The sequence below is a fragment of the Pseudoalteromonas sp. NBT06-2 genome (assembly GCF_002276045.1).
In the GTDB taxonomy this organism is placed as follows: domain Bacteria; phylum Pseudomonadota; class Gammaproteobacteria; order Enterobacterales; family Alteromonadaceae; genus Pseudoalteromonas.
Map to the genome: position 1 here is coordinate 1 of NZ_NQMR01000095.1, position 17,777 is coordinate 17,777.

At 34.1% G+C, this 17,777-nt stretch carries 15 protein-coding genes and 14 tRNA genes; 21 read left to right on the forward strand and 8 right to left on the reverse strand.

Annotated elements, in window-relative coordinates:
* Positions 1-21: 21 nt before the first annotated feature.
* The 15 genes from CJF42_RS16930 (at position 22) to CJF42_RS17000 (ending at position 3,359) form a co-directional block, all read left to right on the forward strand.
* Positions 22-97, forward strand: a tRNA-Val gene (locus CJF42_RS16930).
* A 26-nt stretch (positions 98-123) separates the two neighbouring features.
* A tRNA-Val gene (locus CJF42_RS16935) sits at positions 124-199 on the forward strand.
* A 26-nt stretch (positions 200-225) separates the two neighbouring features.
* Positions 226-301, forward strand: a tRNA-Val gene (locus CJF42_RS16940).
* A gap of 26 nt (positions 302-327) precedes the next feature.
* A tRNA-Val gene (locus CJF42_RS16945) sits at positions 328-403 on the forward strand.
* A 26-nt stretch (positions 404-429) separates the two neighbouring features.
* Positions 430-505 (forward strand) — tRNA-Val (locus CJF42_RS16950).
* A gap of 26 nt (positions 506-531) precedes the next feature.
* Positions 532-607, forward strand: a tRNA-Val gene (locus CJF42_RS16955).
* 26 nt (positions 608-633) lie between these two features.
* Positions 634-709, forward strand: a tRNA-Val gene (locus CJF42_RS16960).
* A 41-nt stretch (positions 710-750) separates the two neighbouring features.
* A tRNA-Val gene (locus CJF42_RS16965) sits at positions 751-826 on the forward strand.
* 41 nt (positions 827-867) lie between these two features.
* Positions 868-943 (forward strand) — tRNA-Val (locus CJF42_RS16970).
* 41 nt (positions 944-984) lie between these two features.
* Positions 985-1,060, forward strand: a tRNA-Val gene (locus tag CJF42_RS16975).
* Between the two features lie 41 nt (positions 1,061-1,101).
* A tRNA-Val gene (locus CJF42_RS16980) sits at positions 1,102-1,177 on the forward strand.
* Between the two features lie 41 nt (positions 1,178-1,218).
* Positions 1,219-1,294, forward strand: a tRNA-Val gene (locus CJF42_RS16985).
* A 41-nt stretch (positions 1,295-1,335) separates the two neighbouring features.
* Positions 1,336-1,411, forward strand: a tRNA-Val gene (locus tag CJF42_RS16990).
* Positions 1,412-1,437: 26 nt separating this feature from the next.
* Positions 1,438-1,513 (forward strand) — tRNA-Val (locus CJF42_RS16995).
* A gap of 220 nt (positions 1,514-1,733) precedes the next feature.
* Positions 1,734-3,359: a response regulator gene (locus tag CJF42_RS17000; RefSeq protein ID WP_095367825.1), complete on the forward strand. Its 1,626-nt coding sequence runs from the start codon at positions 1,734-1,736 to the stop codon at positions 3,357-3,359.
* A 240-nt stretch (positions 3,360-3,599) separates the two neighbouring features.
* Here the strand turns inward: CJF42_RS17000 and CJF42_RS17005 are convergent, their stop codons facing one another.
* Positions 3,600-4,037: a pseudoazurin gene (locus CJF42_RS17005; protein WP_095367826.1), complete on the reverse strand. Its 438-nt coding sequence runs from the start codon at positions 4,035-4,037 to the stop codon at positions 3,600-3,602.
* Positions 4,038-4,140: 103 nt separating this feature from the next.
* Here CJF42_RS17005 and CJF42_RS17010 point away from each other — a divergent pair, with 103 nt between their 5' ends.
* Genes CJF42_RS17010 through CJF42_RS17025 form a run of 4 tightly spaced genes read left to right on the forward strand, consistent with a single transcriptional unit; the run spans position 4,141 to position 5,599 of the window.
* Positions 4,141-4,569 (forward strand): DUF2753 family protein, encoded by a 429-nt coding sequence (locus CJF42_RS17010; protein ID WP_095367827.1) that lies wholly within the window; start codon positions 4,141-4,143, stop codon positions 4,567-4,569.
* A gap of 16 nt (positions 4,570-4,585) precedes the next feature.
* A complete protein-coding gene (locus CJF42_RS17015) occupies positions 4,586-4,786 on the forward strand; it encodes a hypothetical protein (protein ID WP_095367828.1) in 201 nt (66 codons plus the stop codon).
* Between the two features lie 2 nt (positions 4,787-4,788).
* Positions 4,789-5,289, forward strand: a complete 501-nt coding sequence (sodN, locus tag CJF42_RS17020) for a superoxide dismutase, Ni (RefSeq protein ID WP_095367829.1) — start codon at positions 4,789-4,791, stop codon at positions 5,287-5,289.
* Between the two features lie 13 nt (positions 5,290-5,302).
* A complete protein-coding gene (locus CJF42_RS17025; protein ID WP_141235583.1) occupies positions 5,303-5,599 on the forward strand; it encodes a S24 family peptidase in 297 nt (98 codons plus the stop codon).
* On the opposite strand, the gene CJF42_RS17030 is transcribed toward CJF42_RS17025, so the two are convergent.
* The 5 genes from CJF42_RS17030 to smc form a co-directional block, all read right to left on the reverse strand.
* On the reverse strand, positions 5,577-6,071 hold the full coding sequence (locus tag CJF42_RS17030; protein ID WP_095367831.1) for a DUF2919 domain-containing protein: 495 nt from the start codon (positions 6,069-6,071) through the stop codon (positions 5,577-5,579). The two genes, CJF42_RS17025 and CJF42_RS17030, sit on opposite strands and share 23 nt — an antisense overlap.
* Before the next feature lie 2 nt (positions 6,072-6,073).
* Positions 6,074-6,418, reverse strand: a complete 345-nt coding sequence (locus CJF42_RS17035; protein ID WP_095367832.1) for a DUF3392 family protein — start codon at positions 6,416-6,418, stop codon at positions 6,074-6,076.
* Positions 6,415-8,436, reverse strand: a complete 2,022-nt coding sequence (ligA, locus tag CJF42_RS17040) for an NAD-dependent DNA ligase LigA (protein ID WP_095367833.1) — start codon at positions 8,434-8,436, stop codon at positions 6,415-6,417. Before ligA ends, CJF42_RS17035 begins: the two co-directional genes overlap by 4 nt.
* A gap of 140 nt (positions 8,437-8,576) precedes the next feature.
* Positions 8,577-9,293, reverse strand: coding sequence for a cell division protein ZipA (zipA, locus tag CJF42_RS17045; RefSeq protein WP_095367834.1), 717 nt, complete (start codon positions 9,291-9,293; stop codon positions 8,577-8,579).
* Between the two features lie 57 nt (positions 9,294-9,350).
* Positions 9,351-12,785, reverse strand: a complete 3,435-nt coding sequence (gene smc / locus CJF42_RS17050) for a chromosome segregation protein SMC (RefSeq protein ID WP_095367835.1) — start codon at positions 12,783-12,785, stop codon at positions 9,351-9,353.
* A gap of 244 nt (positions 12,786-13,029) precedes the next feature.
* On the opposite strand from smc, the gene cysZ reads away from it, so the two are divergent.
* Positions 13,030-13,752, forward strand: coding sequence for a sulfate transporter CysZ (gene cysZ, locus CJF42_RS17055; RefSeq protein WP_095367836.1), 723 nt, complete (start codon positions 13,030-13,032; stop codon positions 13,750-13,752).
* Between the two features lie 77 nt (positions 13,753-13,829).
* Positions 13,830-14,636 carry a PhzF family phenazine biosynthesis protein gene (locus CJF42_RS17060; protein WP_095367837.1) on the forward strand — a complete coding sequence of 269 codons (807 nt, stop codon included), beginning with the start codon at positions 13,830-13,832 and terminating at the stop codon, positions 14,634-14,636.
* A gap of 124 nt (positions 14,637-14,760) precedes the next feature.
* Here CJF42_RS17060 and CJF42_RS17065 read toward each other — a convergent pair whose 3' ends face one another.
* Both CJF42_RS17065 and CJF42_RS17070 read right to left on the reverse strand, forming a co-directional pair.
* Positions 14,761-17,151: a Lon protease family protein gene (locus CJF42_RS17065; RefSeq protein ID WP_502694797.1), complete on the reverse strand. Its 2,391-nt coding sequence runs from the start codon at positions 17,149-17,151 to the stop codon at positions 14,761-14,763.
* A gap of 94 nt (positions 17,152-17,245) precedes the next feature.
* Positions 17,246-17,722 (reverse strand): zinc ribbon-containing protein, encoded by a 477-nt coding sequence (locus CJF42_RS17070; protein ID WP_095367838.1) that lies wholly within the window; start codon positions 17,720-17,722, stop codon positions 17,246-17,248.
* Between the last annotated feature and the right edge of the window lie 55 nt (positions 17,723-17,777).

Sequence of the window (17,777 nt, forward strand, 5' to 3'; positions counted from 1 at the left end):
TACGATTTAAATATAATATCTGGGTGATTAGCTCAGTTGGGAGAGCATCGCCCTTACAAGGCGAGGGTCACTGGTTCAAGTCCAGTATCACCCACCACTTATAAATAATAAAAATCGTAATCTGGGTGATTAGCTCAGTTGGGAGAGCATCGCCCTTACAAGGCGAGGGTCACTGGTTCAAGTCCAGTATCACCCACCACTTTTAAATAATAAAAATCGTAATCTGGGTGATTAGCTCAGTTGGGAGAGCATCGCCCTTACAAGGCGAGGGTCACTGGTTCAAGTCCAGTATCACCCACCACTTTTATATAATAAAAATCGTAATCTGGGTGATTAGCTCAGTTGGGAGAGCATCGCCCTTACAAGGCGAGGGTCACTGGTTCAAGTCCAGTATCACCCACCACTTTTAAATAATAAAAATCGTAATCTGGGTGATTAGCTCAGTTGGGAGAGCATCGCCCTTACAAGGCGAGGGTCACTGGTTCAAGTCCAGTATCACCCACCACTTATAAATAATAAAAATCGTAATCTGGGTGATTAGCTCAGTTGGGAGAGCATCGCCCTTACAAGGCGAGGGTCACTGGTTCAAGTCCAGTATCACCCACCACTTATATTACACCATTATTTATATCTGGGTGATTAGCTCAGTTGGGAGAGCATCGCCCTTACAAGGCGAGGGTCACTGGTTCAAGTCCAGTATCACCCACCACTTATTATATTTAAAATACATTCTACTCGTTATATCAAATTGGGTGATTAGCTCAGTTGGGAGAGCATCGCCCTTACAAGGCGAGGGTCACTGGTTCAAGTCCAGTATCACCCACCATTTATAATATTTAAAATACATTCTACTCGTTATATCAAATTGGGTGATTAGCTCAGTTGGGAGAGCATCGCCCTTACAAGGCGAGGGTCACTGGTTCAAGTCCAGTATCACCCACCATTTATAATATTTAAAATACATTCTACTCGTTATATCAAATTGGGTGATTAGCTCAGTTGGGAGAGCATCGCCCTTACAAGGCGAGGGTCACTGGTTCAAGTCCAGTATCACCCACCATTTATAATATTTAAAATACATTCTACTCGTTATATCAAATTGGGTGATTAGCTCAGTTGGGAGAGCATCGCCCTTACAAGGCGAGGGTCACTGGTTCAAGTCCAGTATCACCCACCATTTATAATATTTAAAATACATTCTACTCGTTATATCAAATTGGGTGATTAGCTCAGTTGGGAGAGCATCGCCCTTACAAGGCGAGGGTCACTGGTTCAAGTCCAGTATCACCCACCATTTATAATATTTAAAATACATTCTACTCGTTATATCAAATTGGGTGATTAGCTCAGTTGGGAGAGCATCGCCCTTACAAGGCGAGGGTCACTGGTTCAAGTCCAGTATCACCCACCATTTTGATAAAACAAAACAGATTATGTGGGTGATTAGCTCAGTTGGGAGAGCATCGCCCTTACAAGGCGAGGGTCACTGGTTCAAGTCCAGTATCACCCACCACATAATGTAATCAGCTAATATCCTATTAATTCTCACATCATCATATAAATTCGATATTAAAACTACACTACTATCAAAAAATAGCCACTTAATTGAAATAAAATTAATATCACTTGTCAGTTGCAGATCTGTTTAATATATTCATAGTTACACTCTGTGAATATATTAATTAAATGATAGATAAAACGTTTAATAAAACTAAAGTGAATATATTAATTAAATGATAGATAAAACGTTTAATAAAACTAAAGTATTGATCATTGATGATCAACCTTTAGCACAAAGCTATATGAAACAATCTCTAGAAAGTATCGGCTTTAGAGATCTTATTTGTGCTGAACGCGCACAAACAGCTTTACGCTTATGTCAGGCTAGTAAATTCGATTTGATTTTGTGTTCATTTAATTTAGGACGAGATAAAGACGGTTATCACTTATATGAAGAACTTAAAAATAAGAAACTAGTAAAACATACCACTGGATTTATATTTATTAGTGCTGAAACCAACTCTGAATTAGTTCATAGTGTAATTGAATTACAACCAGATGACTTCCTAGCCAAACCTTTTTCGCAAAAAGAACTTAGTTCAAGAATTGAGAAAATTTTAAATAGAAAAACAACTTTAGCTCAAATTTATGACTTCATTGATGATGAAAACGATTCAAAAGCTTTAAAAGTAATTCAGTCTAAACTCGCTTCGACCAAAGTATCAAATTACACCCCTATCCTTTTAAGATTAAAAGGAGAACTATTACTAAAACTCAAGCAATTTGCTGAAGCTAAAGAATTCTTTAAATCTGTATTAGGGATCCAAAAATTTACTTGGGCTAAAATTGGACTTGTTGAATCTCTGATTGCAAATAGTGAATTTAAATTTGCACAAAATTTACTCGAATCAATGCTAGAACGACCGGAAACAAGATTAGTTTCATATGACCTATTAAGTAAATTAGAACTTCAGCTTAAAAACTACGATAACGCACAAGATTATTTAATTGGTGCGACACAAATGTCTCCTAGAAATATTCATAGACAACTCAAGTTAGTCAATGTAGCACGCTTAAATCATGATTATGAAAATAACTATTCCGCTAATCGTAATATTTTAAAGTTTGCAAAAAACTCTATTCATGATCACCCTAATATTTATTTAAATGTTGCCAGAGCAGGCGTTGATTACGCATTAACAACAGATCAAACTGAATTAGTTGCGCGACTAACAAGGCAATCAAGTGAGTGTTTAAATGAATTAAAGATGCAATTTCCTGATGTTGATACGCAAGAGCAACTCGATATTCTACATGCCCGAATTCACTACCTTAAAGATGAAAGGGAAAAAGCGATTGCGCTAATTAACCAACTTGACAATGAAGATGATCCTATTAAATCTATTGATGATGCACTTGATAAAGCTAAAGCATTACATGAACTTGGCTTTCATCATAAGGCGAGTATACTTTTTGATAAAATCAATCAACATTGCTTAAAGTATAAACTAGGAGATGAAACATTTTTAGCCTACATCGCTCAAGAACAACAAGAAAGAGATGAAATCAAGCGAGGTCCTCGTGAACTCAATAATAATGCAGTGGAACAATATCAGAAAGGCCAATTTTCAAAAGCGATTGTAACATTTTCTCAAGCATTTAGAGTTATGCCAAAAAATACCAGCATCGCACTTAATTTATTACAAAGCATGATCAATGCATCAAAATCTGGAGAGAGTTTCAATTCTGTTCTAATTGAAAAATGTAACAAAGCCATAGAATCCGAAAATCTTGATGATGAACAACAACAAAGGTTTAATAAATTGAAAGAACAACTACCAGCAAGTTTTCACCAATAGCAAAGGTTCAAAGACACCCAATATCTATACCCAAGCTACTTGGAAATGCATGATTTCAGCGGGAGTTTAAATGGTCAAATACAAGGTATTTATTGCCGGTAATGGTTATTCCCTTATCAACATAAATAACGCGGTAGTTAACCATTTAAAACCCGCCCGTAGGGAATTTATCAAGTGGCTTGGGTATATATAAAAAATAGGTCTATCATCATAATTGACCTATTTTTATGAAAAACCTCTTTAATTTACTTTTTTAAAATAGTTATCCATTCGCTCTTTATTCATTACGACGCTAGATTTAGCTGCTTGCCAATCTTTTTTTGCATCAGCTAAATTCACAGCATTACCCACTTGAACTAACCCAACCATACCCAAAACTGTATGAGGTAAGCACTTATATAAATAAACTCCTTGCGTATCAAATGTTACTTTTGTTGCTTTTCCAAAAGGTGTCATAAATGTTTTTGCGCCATCAGGTACTGAGAATGATTGGGCATTGTGAGTAGCGTCAGATGGAATAAAATTAATCACATCTCCTTTTTGAATTTTTATATAGCCAGGTTCCATCACCATCGTTGCGCCATTTTCGCCTGAAGTCACCAGATTTACGGTATGTTCAGCTGCATTTACTTGCGTTATTCCAAGACTCAAAACAAATGATATTGTTAGTTTATTCATTTTCCTCTCCTAAAATTTTCATTCAAAAAACGAGTTATTACTTTACATTTACAAACAAAACTAATATAAATACAAATCATTACCATTACAAGAAAGTAATTCAATGGAAAACTGGCAATCTTTGATGAAAACAGGAAACGCATTTTTTGAACAATGCGCCTGGTTTGATGCACAATACTATTATCAAAATGCAATTAGTCATATTGAAGCGCTTTGGCCTAGTGATCCTCAGAATATTCAATTATTACTAGGTTGGATTTCAGGCATGCATAATCTTTCAGCATTATTTGAGATACAGGGTGACTTTCAAAGTGCCTTACATTATTTAAAAACACCTCATGAACATATGTTGAGTATTTCACAAGACGATTCTCAAACTGAAACGATGCAGCTAATTGCATTAAGAGCTCTAAAAATAACACTTACACCATTATTAGAGTTTTCGAAAGATCATCCTATTTGTGATCCTTGCTTGGAATCTCTGCATGCAGCAGAAGACATCATGAATTCGTCTCAACCCATTATTCATTAAATTAAAGGAATCTAAAGTGAAAAACAAAAAAATCATACCGTTATTATTAGGTAGTGCAGCATTTACTTCACAAGCTGTATTCGCTCACCCAGGACATGATCATAATGCTGCCTCATCAAATTTAATACATTTACTTTGGATTGCACCTGCTCTTATTGCAGTTGGTTTGATCGCATATAAGTTAGTGAACAAAAACAAACAAGCTAAAAAGGATTAATCATGTTATTTAATTTAGTTCATAAACTAGATAATAAATTCAATTTTTCAACTGCGTCTGCACATTGTGATATTCCATGTAAAATATATGATCCAATTTCAGCTCAAATCGCAGTATTAACGATGATCCGTATGGTTGACTTGTTAAATGAGATAAATGATAAAGCAGATTTAACACCAAACGATCAAGCACAATTTAGTCGCTTACTGAATCAAAAAGAAGAACACGGTAATAAAGTAAAAGAAGAAATCCGTATTATCTGGGGTGATTATATCAAGCAACCTCAATTAGATAAATTTCCTGAGTTACATGAATTAACTCATAGCATTATGCTTGCAACTTCAAAAGCGAAACAGCATATAGATAAAGATGCGACATTAGATTTATTAACAAAAGTAAATCGATTTGCTGAAATTTTTTGGATTACTAAAGGTGTTAAAACATTTACAGCAGTATGCCCTTACCCTCCAGCTCAAACACTTGTTTATCCTAAATTAAATTAAATATATTTAATTTATGGGTGTTAAATTAATACGGATCACGGGGCACAGTATGTCGCCCCATATACCTGATAAAAGTTATGCTTTAATACATACTTGGTTGAACATATTTAAACCTAAACTGGGTGATATATTGCTTTTTAATCACGTAAAATATGGAAGCATAATAAAAACCTTAGCTCATAAAGATAAACAAGGTTTTTATTGGTTTAACGGGGAAAATAAACAAAGTGTGTCTATGGCTGAAATAGGCCCCATCTCGAAAAAGCAAATTCAGGGGAAGGTGTGTATTACTTTGTCGGCCAATCGTTGAAAAAAATAGGTAAATATTTACTACGTAGTAAATAAAATAGCACCCAAGAAACTAATAACAATTGGATTGCAAGAAAACCTGAAAATTGAAAATAATGACTTTTTGCTTGAATTAATAGCCAAGCCAAATCCAGTAAGCAACATAAAATGAGTGGTGCTTTCATAAACTTCCACAATTTTGCTAATTTAGGATTACTATTTGGCCGCCTTAGAGAAAATATCACAGCAGGTAGTAAAGCTAATGTACCTATGATCAAAGCAATAAAAAAATCATTTTTATTGCGATAAAATAACGACATCAAATCCAAATCAGGACGTCTAGATACAGCTGAAAAAATCCAAATAATATAAGTACGTAATAAAATAAGAAAAGTAAAACTTAACGCGATAGGTGCACGATATGCACCATACTTATCCCAAAGCTCAGGTCCAAAATGCACTTTTAACCTCCTTGATTTTTCATATAAAAACATCTCTAAATTTGATTTTTTCTATCAGCTAAAATACCTAAAATAATAAAAGCCACCAGCAGCAACCAAGGCATATATAATTTACCAAATACTAATAGCAGCTTAATCATTAATGGAGTGACAAATAAAGTTAAAGCACCAAAGCCAAAAGCCGTTACAATAATAAATATCATAGTACGAATTATAAAGTGTTTTCTGGCAAATAATCGCTTAATAAACTTATTTAAATCATTAGCGTAAAGCGCAATTAAACAAACTATTATTGTAAGCGCTATTTGACTTAAATGGGGTAAAAGCCAGACCGCAAGCTGGTTTGATACCCCATTAAAAAAAACAATCACATTATTCATACATTATATTCTACAAACAAATCAACTAATGCTTGTTCAGTTAAGACCTCTACGCCTAAATCTTGCGCTTTTGTGAGCTTTGAACCTGCTTTATCACCTGCCACTAAAGCGTGAGTCTTGGCTGAAACACTCGCTGCTACTTTAGCGCCTAAAGTTTGCAGTTTAGCTTTTGCTTCAGAGCGGCTCATTTGTGTCAATGTTCCTGTTAATACATAAGTCAAACCAGCTAGTGGTTGTTCACTTTCGGGTTTAGTTTCTATATCAGGCCAATTAACACCGGCTTTAATCAAATCTTCGACCACTGCTTTATTATGCTCTTCCCTAAAAAAGAAATTTACATGTTTAGCAACTATCTCACCGACATCAGATACATCTTGTAAGCTGTCTACATTTGCTAAACTCACTTTTTCAAGTGTTTGGTAATGATTAGCTAAATTCTGTGCTGTCGCTTCACCTACCTCTCGAATACCTAAGCTATATAAAAAGCGCGCTAAGGTGGTTTTCTTAGCACATTCTAAGGAAGCAATTAAGTTCTCAGCTGATTTAGGCCCCATTCGCTCTAGTGTTTCAAGATGACCTTGCTTTAAAATAAATAAATCGGCTGGCGTATGAATAAGTTTTCTATCAACTAACTGCTCTACAATTTTATCTCCTAAACCATCTATATCTAAAGCTTTACGAGATGAAAAATGTTTAATCGCTTCTTTTCTTTGTGCTTCACATACTAAGCCACCACTACATCGCGCTACAGCTTCACCAGTTAAACGTTCTATCTTAGAGCTACATACTGGGCATAAATTAGGAAAGACAACATCTAGAGCATCATCAGGACGTTTATCTAAAACAATTTGTGCCACTTTAGGGATCACATCACCCGCACGACGAATAATAACGGTATCACCTATTTTAATACCTAGGCGTTCAATTTCATCTTGATTATGCAAAGTTGCATTTGAAACAGTTACGCCACCAACAAAAACAGGCTCAAGTCTGGCAACGGGTGTAATCGCACCTGTTCTACCAACTTGAAATTCAACATCTAATAATTTAGTGAGCTCTTCTTGCGCTGGAAATTTAAAAGCGATTGCCCATCTTGGTGCTCGGGCAACAAAACCCAGTTTTTGCTGTAATATTTTATTATTTATTTTTATTACAACGCCATCAATTTCATATTTTAAACTGGTACGTCGCTCACCTATATTTTGATAATACGCTAAAGCCGCGTCAGCACCCTTTACTAACTTAATTTCTGGGCTCATCGGAATGCCCCATTGCGTTAATTGTGTTAGCTGTTCGAAGTGATCTTGCGCTAGTTCACCATCTTCAATCACACCAGTGCTATAGGCATAAAACATGAGTGGTCTTTTAGCTGTAATTTTTGAATCTAATTGACGTAAACTGCCCGCAGCTGCATTTCGAGGGTTTACAAATACTTTTTCATCACTGAGTTTCGCGTGCTCATTCATTTTTTCAAAACCAGCGCTATTCATAAACACTTCACCGCGCACTTCAAATCGTTTTGGATATCCTGAGCCTCGCAACTTTAATGGTATATTACGTATTGTTTTAACATTCTCAGTAATATTTTCACCCGTTGCGCCATCACCACGTGTTGCCGCTTGCACTAATAGACCATCTTCATACAAAATTGATACCGCTAAGCCATCTAACTTAGGTTCACAACAAAATTCAAAAGTGTGAGACTCTTTTAATCTATCTTGTAAACGCTTATTAAAGGCGTGGAATTCAGTGTCATCAAATGCGTTATCAAGAGATAACATAGGGACTTCATGAGTCACCTGTGTAAATCCAGCTAACGCATGTCCACCTACTTTTTGAGTTGGAGAGTCGGGTGTAATATATTCAGGGTTTTGTTGCTCTAATTGCGTTAAAGAACGAATAAGGCGATCGTATTCAACATCTGGAATACTTGGTTGGTCTAAAACATAATATTTATAATTATGCTCTTCAAGTTCAGATTTAAGGCTATTAATTTGTGTAATGATCTGTTGTGACATAACGTTCTCTATCAATAAAAACTAAAATATTCAGGTTGTAAATAAATTTTCTAAATAATGAATAAAAAAACCACCTAATCATGGTGGTTTTTAAAAATAACGCCACTTAGTGGCCAAATAAAAGCTACGAAGCAGATTTATTAGCCAAACTCTCTTACTTTTTCAACGTATTGTCTTACTGTTGGCACTGTTAATAATTCACGTTTATGATCAAATATTTCAGCACCAAACTCATCAGCTATTTTTTTAGCTGCACTATGTAGCATATTAAATGCAGGTAAATTCTCACCTTCACACGGTAAAGTCATAAATAAACTAATACCAGCCGTTGAAAACTGCTCCATATTATCAATATCAAATGTGCCTGGATTAAACATATTTACCAGTCTAAATAATACAGGGCCCGTTCCTGATGAATCTTGATGGCGGTTGAAAAAGCCTTCATCCGAATATTTAAACCCTAAAGTTAATAACAGGGGCAACAATGAAGAACCATGCATCGTTAAGCCTGTTGGCATTTGAATATGAATAATAATAAAGTCTTTAGGCTCTTCTGAAGGCGTAGCATCTTCTACCGAAGATGCTTCAGTTTCATTTATCTGTTTTACATCCCCTTCATCTAGATCAACACAAATATCACCTATTTCAGGCTCATCTTGATCTGCTACCATGCTTGGAATATCAATAGATACATCATCTTCACGTGAAAGCGCTTGCTCTTTATTACTTGTATTTCTTTTGGCTTCACCAGATGAGGGTTCGTCTTTTTTTCTAACAGACCAAATTCCATGTAATAATAATCCACCAATTACTAAGGCACTTATAATCACTAAAACCCATCTTAACTCTTCGGCCATGCCTTTACCCTTTTTTTATTTTTAATACTTTACTATCTATTTATAGCATTATATTAGTTAATTAACAGCCATTTCAACTGCTTGGTCAATATCAACTGCAACCATGCGAGACACACCCGGTTCTCCCATAGTGACACCTACTAAACTACCAGCCATTTCCATCGCTATTTTATTATGACTAATATAAATAAACTGCACTGATTGTGACATTTCTTCAACCAAACGACAAAAACGACCAACATTGGCATCATCTAATGGTGCATCTACTTCATCCAACATACAAAATGGTGCAGGATTAAGTCTAAAGATAGAAAACACTAATGATAATGCGGTTAGTGCTTTTTCTCCACCACTAAGCAAGTGAATTGTTGAATTTTTCTTTCCTGGTGGCCTTGCCATAATTGTAACACCACTTTCTAACAAATCATCTGAAGTGAGTTCTAGATATGCATGACCCCCGCCAAATACTTTTGGAAATAACTCTTTTAGACCTTCATTTAATGCATCAAATGTCTCTTTAAATCTGTTTTTGGTTTCTTTATCTATTTTTTGAATTGCTGTTTCAAGCATATTAAGCGCATCAAACAAGTCTTGGTATTGCTCATCCAGATACTCTTTTCTCTTTTTAGCTTTTTCATATTCATCAATAGCCGCCAAATTAATTGGTCCTAGCGCCTCTATTTTTAGTGCCAATTCAGTTAATCTTGATTGCCAAATAGTACTTTTTGCATTGTCAGGTAAATGGCTTAATACAGACTCCAAATTGGTATTCAAATCGACCAAAGGTTCAAGTAAAGAAGATGCTTTAACTATACAGCCTTCTTTTTCAATTTGCAGTTGCTGTAATTTTTTTTGTATTTTCTCTAATTCGCCTTGTGCATTTTTTTGATCTAACTCTTTTGACAACAGCATCTCTTTGACTTTAATTAGTATTTCATTTTTCACATTTTGTTCAACCTTTAAAGCTTGTTTTTTCTCTAATAAAAGTTGAATTTCTTCATTCGCGTTATTGATAGGTGAATTTAATTGCAAATTTTGCTCAAACAGTGATTTTTGCAATGTTAATGTTTCATCTAATGATTTTTGAATATGTGTTAATTGGCTTGCTTCTAGCATTAAAGTATTTTTTATAGATTCAAATGATAAACTCACTTCATGTTTTGTATTTTTGAGCTGTTCTAATTGTTGCTGATATAACTTTAATTCTTGCTTGGCTTTTTCATATGCAAGTTCAGCTGCATGCGTTTTTGATTGTAACTGATCATTCACTGTATTCAGTGAATGGGATTTAACTTGCTTAAACTCATCATTATGATGATTATGAAGCGCTTTAAGATATTTTAGTTTTGACGTTATTTCATCAAATTGTATTTGCCAACGCAAGGTTTGTGTTTGCAAAACATCTAAACGAGTAAAAACCGCAACATCTTGTTGCGCTAACTGGTGAATTCGCAATGAGAGCGCTTCATCATCATCTTTAAGTTCAGCGATTAATGCTTTTTGCTTTATTAATTGCAGCTCAAAATCATAAAGAGCATGTTTTAATTTTTTTAATTTGTGCTCTATTGATATTATTTTTTTTGCTTTTAATATTAAAGATACTGATTCATCAATTTGTGTATCTAATATCCAATTTCGTCCAAATAGCGTGCCTTGCTTATCTATGCATGCCAACCAGTTTTTATCCTTTAAAATTCCTTTAGCTTCATTATCATTTTCAATTACTGCAATATGCTCTAATACATCAGGAAAAATACCAGCGATGACTTTTCGAGCAAGTGCGACATCAGAAGTACCACCAGTAGAATTGTTCCAAATACTATGTCCATGCTTTTTTATAGATTCATTATATTTAAATACTTTAGCATTTTTAAATTGCTGTAAAGCATGTTCTATTGCTAACTCAAATCCATTTTGTATTTTCAATTGGCTAAATAAAAGTGCATTTTTTGAATGTGGGAGCTGCTTTTCATCAAATTCAGCATTATTAACGATGTCGCTTAATGCTTCTAACTGTGCTTCTTGCTGATTAATTTCAGTTTGTAATTTGTCACTTTTACTTTGAATATCTAGCTGTTTATGTACTTGTAAGTTGATTGTTTGTTGTTTTTTATTTTGTGCTAATTGCTGCTGTGCTAAGTCACTTTTTAATTGTATTTGTTCTTTTTTTAACTTAGCCAATTCAGATGTGCTATTTTGTTGTTTCAATTGATTGAGCTGATACTGACAGTCTTCCTGTTGTTTTTCATTTAGCTCCAGCGTATTTAGAATTTTCTCTATATTTAACTGATTTTTTTGAGTTTGTTTTTCATATTCATGAAATTGCTTTTGCAATGTTTGCCACACTTTAAAGGCGTCTTGATTCTTTTGATAAAGTGCGCTTGAACACGCTTCATTTTTATCAACACGCAATTGTGCTATTTCTAACTCATCTTGAACTGTTTGTTGCGTTTGTTGATTAATAAATGTAGTTTTTTCTAGTTTTTCTAGGTTTACTTTAAGATCTCCAACTTTTAATTCACACTGATTTTTTTGCCCTATGAGTTCCTTTCTTTTTTGTTTTAAGTGCATTTTTTGTGTTTCAAACCGGGTTAATTCTGCTGTTGTTTTATAATCTGATTCTTGCAGTGAATGAATATTTTGTGTTACAGCTTCGATTTCACTTTTAAGCGTCACGAGTATATCTTCATGTCCGATATGTACTTGTTGATAAAACTGAACTTCTTGCTCAATTTTTTTTATTTTAGCTTCTATTATCGCTATTTGCTGCTGCAATTTTTGCCATTTTAAAACAGTTAATTCACTTTTTAGACAACGTTCTTGTGTTTTAAATTGAGAATAAGATTTTGCTTGCTCAGATTGTTCGTTCAGTTTATCTAACTGCGCTTGTAATTCTTGACGTACATCTAATAAACGCTCTAAATTCTCTCGAGTACTGCGAATACGAGTTTCTGTTTCCCTTCTTCGCTCTTTATACTTAGAAACACCTGCTGCTTCTTCTATGAATGTTCTTAATTCATGGGGTTTGCTTTCAATTAAGCGAGAGATCATACCTTGTTCGATAATGGCATAGCTTCGAGGACCTAAACCTGTGCCTAAAAATATATCAGTGATATCACGTTTTCTACATTTACTGCCATTTAGAAAATATAATGACATGCCTTCACGGTTAACCACTCTTTTAATTGACACCTGATTTCTATTCGCAAATGTATCGGGTAATCTGCCTTGTGTATTATCAAAAAGGAGTTCAACTGAAGCTTGAGAGATAGGCTTTCTCGATGTTGAACCATTGAAAATAACATCGGTCATTGCATCGCCACGCAGGTTTTTTGCAGAGCTTTCACCTAAAACCCAACGTACGGCATCAATTACATTTGATTTACCACAGCCGTTAGGCCCTACCACACAGGTCATTTTGTCTGGAAAAGGAATTTTCGTAGGTTCAACAAAGGACTTGAAGCCAACCAGTTTAATAGTACTCAGGCGCATGTGTCTATTTTATTATTATCAATTAGGTTTTGGGTCACTAATTTTATCAGAAATAAAATATATTGATATTAAATCACTCCCTATATTAATAAGTACCAATTAATTTAAATAAATTTTTGAAAAATATATTGTTACGCTTATCTTTATTAAAGAGGTTTTAATAAAAAATAATTTATTTATACTTAATCATTCACATGCCTATTTTAAAATTACTAAAAGGCTTATTAATTTACAAGGAACATAAGTGCAGTCTTCTCAAGGGTTTCAATATTTTCTAGCTGGTTTTACTCTTATCAATACAAAAGGACTTAAACGGTTTGTTTTAATTCCTTTATTAATTAATGTCTTTTTATTTGGCGGCTCATTATTTTTTATGTATGATTGGCTTACACAAGGCTTTGCATATTTAGATGACTTATTACCCACCTGGCTAAATTGGTTAGAGTGGCTATTATGGCCTATCGTAATTTTTATAATTTTATTTAGTTATACCAGTATTTTCAGCATCATAACTAATTTTATAGCCGCACCATTTAATGGTTTATTATCTGAAAAAGTAGAATTACATTTAACGGATACAGCGATTAATGATGACAAAATTTTAGATACCGTTAAAGATGTGCCTAGAATGATTGCTAGAGAAGGCACTAAATTAATTTATTATTTACCAAAAGCCATTGGCTTCTTTTTATTATTATGGTTTTTACCCATTTTTGGCCAAATTTTATGGGTATTATTTACCTGCTGGATGTTTGCGGTGCAATATCAAGATTTTGCATTTGATAATCACAAAATTCACTTTAGAGAAACAAGAAAGCAGCTAAAACAAAATCAAGGGCTTTCTTATGGATTTGGCTTAGCAGTATTAATTTTCACCACAATTCCATTTTTAAATTTAATTGTTATGCCAGTTGCAGTATGTGGCGCGACTAAATTATGGGTAGAACAATATAGAGATAAATATTAAATAATAGCCCCTAGACTCAAGCTTAAATGATATAAAGTTTCAAAATAACAACATTCAAAATATTAAAGGGAATAAATATGAAACATGCTATTTTTCAGGTCGACGCATTTACTAACGCACTATTTAAAGGGAATCCTGCCGCGGTAATACCTTTAAATGCTTGGTTAGAAGATGAAATATTACAAAAAATCGCCGCTGAAAATAACTTATCTGAAACTGCCTTTTATATCATCGATAATGAAAATATTAAATTACGTTGGTTCACACCAGAAACTGAAGTCGATTTATGTGGTCATGCCACCCTAGCGACAGCATGGATACTAGTTAATGAGTATGATCTCCAAGAGACTGAAATTAACTTTGAAACACGTTCTGGTATTTTGACTGTGCGCCACTTTGTAGATGCAAAAAATAAAAATGAACAAATTTTTGAATTAGAACTCCCTATTCAACAAGCTCATGAATGTGATATTAAAAGTCCATTATTGAGTGCTTTTGGCCACCTTCCTTTAGAAATTCTCGCTGCTGATGACTATCTATTATTATTTGAAAATGAACAAATAATAAAAGAATTACAGCCTGATTTAGCCTTATTATCACAGTTACCACTTAGAGGCGTCATTGTTACTGCACCTGGAGATGAAGTTGACTTTGTATCTCGTTGGTTTGGTCCAAATGTAGGTGTAAATGAAGATCCAGTAACCGGCTCTGCACATACTATCCTAACGCCATATTGGGCAAATAAATTAGATAAAACTTTATTAACAGCCAAACAAGTCTCTCGACGAGGTGGCAACATTGAGTGCCAATTAAGAAATGATAAAGTGCTATTAAGAGGTAAAGCAAAGCTTTATATGAAAGGTGAAATTAATATAGACCTATAAAACTCTCTCGCAATTAGAGTATTAATTATAATAAGCTTAACTATACGAGAGAGTTTTATAAGATTAACTTTGCTATTTTTATGAGTTCGTCACATAGTGACCATCATATAAATGCGAAACAAATCTATTCTGAATCAGACCCATTTACGACTTCTGATATCGCACTTAATCTTTGTAAAGCAATTTGATTAATAGTACCTTTCGCATAAGTTCCTTTATTTGTTAAAGAGCCAGCTGGTTTATTCATTAAAATTTCTAATGCTTCATCTACTGTTTTCACTGTATATATATGAAAATGGCCATTAGATACCGCAGTACATACCTCTTGATTTAAGACTAAATTTAATCGATTTGAATGTGGAATCATCACACCTTGTTTACCTGTTAATCCTCGCATTTTACAAAGTTTGAAAAAACCTTCTATTTTTTCATTAACTCCTCCTATCGCCTGAACTTCGCCATGCTGATTAATCGAGCCAGTAAGTGCCATTGATTGATCGATTGGTAAACGTGTAATAGCTGAAATAAGCGCACATAATTCAGCTAATGATGCACTATCACCATCGATATAACCATAATTTTGCTCTATAGCAATATTTGAGCTTAAAGTTAATGCAAAATCTTGAGCATATTTGTTACCTAAATAGCCCGTTAATAACATAACACCTTTTGTATGAATTGCTTTACCTAATTCAGCTTCTCTTTCAATATCTAGCACACCATCTGAACCTGCATATACTGTTGCAGTGATTCTAGCTGGACTGCCAAAGCTGGTGTCTCCTACATGTAATACCGTTAAACCATTTACTTTTCCTATGGCTTCACCTTGAGTATCAATTAATGTATGACCTTCTTTTATATCAGAAAGCATACTTTCACTCATTTGCCCTGTTCGATATTGTTTTCCGGCTAATGCTTCTATAATGTGATGCGCCTCAATTGTTTTGCTTAAATCTTGTTTTGCATAATAACTTGATTCATTTAGTAGCTCTATTATGTCTGCAAATCTGGCGCTGAGTTTTGTTTGATGTTCTGCTTGTCTATAACTAAAAATTAATAACTGCGCGATTCCCTCTTCAGTTAGTGCTAATTTAAGCTCTTTAGAAGCATGCTCTTGAACTTTTGTAATAAATTGATACTGAAACTTATCACTTCCAGGTATGAAAAATTCAAAATCCGCTAAAACACGAAATTGCTCATTAAATTCTTCATCATATTCCTGCATCAAATAATAAAGATCACGAGATCCTAAAAATACTATTTTAACATCTAAAGGAATCAATTGAGGACGTAATGTAAAACTCCCTCCTAAACCTCCCTCTTGTGCTAAACAATCATTTTTAATTTTATGTGTTTTCAAAGATAATTTTAATGCATCCCAGACTTGCGGGTTTGCCATTACCTTTTCAGCATCAACTATTAAATACCCGCCATTTGCTTTATGTAAAGCCCCGGATTGAATAGTACGGTAACTTGTTAATACTGAGCCTTGGTGTACACCACATTCTGCTTTACCAAATATATTCCCGAAGTTAGGGTTTGGTTCATAAATTACAGGCGCAGCATCACCTTCTTTATAATTGATTAAGAGGTTAGGTGCAAAATAGTCAGTTAGCATTCCTCGTTTATCTAAATCATCTTTATTATTTTCATCGTTTTCAACATCTAACCATTCTAAAACAGTATCTATGAGCTCACCTTTTATCTCTTTTAAATACTTTAAAATTCCAATTTGAGCCGCATATTTAAACTCAAGCTCTTTTAAAAGTGGTTTAATTGCTTGCTCTGCTGTTGATTTTTTTAACTCTCTTAATTTTTCTGAAGACTCTCTTTTCCAACGGGGTAATTCAATTAAAGCATCAATAAGTGCATCCTCTAATGTTGATATAACCTCATAGAAGTATTGTTTCTGTTCATCACTTAAAACTGAAAACTCAACATCATCTAGCTGCTTTCCATCTACTACAGGAGCAAAACTTAATACATCATTTTCTTCAAATAATGCAATACTATGCTCTGCGGCTACAACTTCAACTTTATCAATTGCAGAATCATATTTTGTATTAAATGCACGATCTATCGCTTTTTTCTTACGTTGAAATCCTGGATTATCAAAAGCCGCCGGAAAGGTATCCATTATTTCATCAATTAATGAATCAATATCATCACAAAAAACTTTGCCTTCGCCGGGTTGCAAACAAATAGAGATAGGTTCTCGATGATCATCGTAATTGTTTACATAAAGCCACTCTAAAGGGGTTTTTCTTGTTTTACTATGTTGTGTTAATTTATCTTTTACAATAGAGAAGCGACCTAATGCAGCTTCTCCCATGACATATAGATTATAACCAGGCATTTCCATACCTAAAGCAAAATCGATCGCTGTTTGTGCGCGATTTTGACCAATAAAATTAAGTGACTCAGGATAAGGTATTGTCATGCAATTACTTACATGAGCCATATCTATTTTAGGTGCCAGTGCCATTGGGCCCAATGCATTATTTTCTTTATTCATCCCTTACTTTACCTCTACTGGGCTTGTTATTTCATAAGCTTATCATAGGCAGTTCAAGATCTTTGATTTTAATAATGATTTTGTTAGAAAGAGTCTAGGGTGATAATGCTTGTCGAGTAAAAAATATGCCTCCGCACTCATTACAAGCCGATATTTGAGTAGGATGGAAACTATGAGTTATATCTCCACATTCCTTACAAACAAGTTCACCGAAGCCTATCCACTGTCCTTGATGATATTCTCCGTTATGTTTAAAGTCTTCCACTAAGGATTGCCATTCAAGTTGTGATTTATCAGCTATCGCAGCTAATTCACACCAAATTGTTTCTTTAAATTCTTGTAAAGCTAGGTCATTGTAATGAGATTGATTTTGTTGATAATGAGATAAATCGAGTAACAAATTTTTCTGATAAATAGATAATTGTTTCTCGCTAGTGTATTTGAACTCTTTTAATATTTTCTCTCCCTGCATTAAATTTTCAATTAAATGTTTCATTTCATTTTGCTCTACATCTTTTAACCAAGTATGAAGATCATTGATCCAATCAAAATAACTATTTTGCTTATCCATGAATTCACCAATAAAAGATGTTGCTAATAATAAGTATAGGAAATTTCATGTAGTT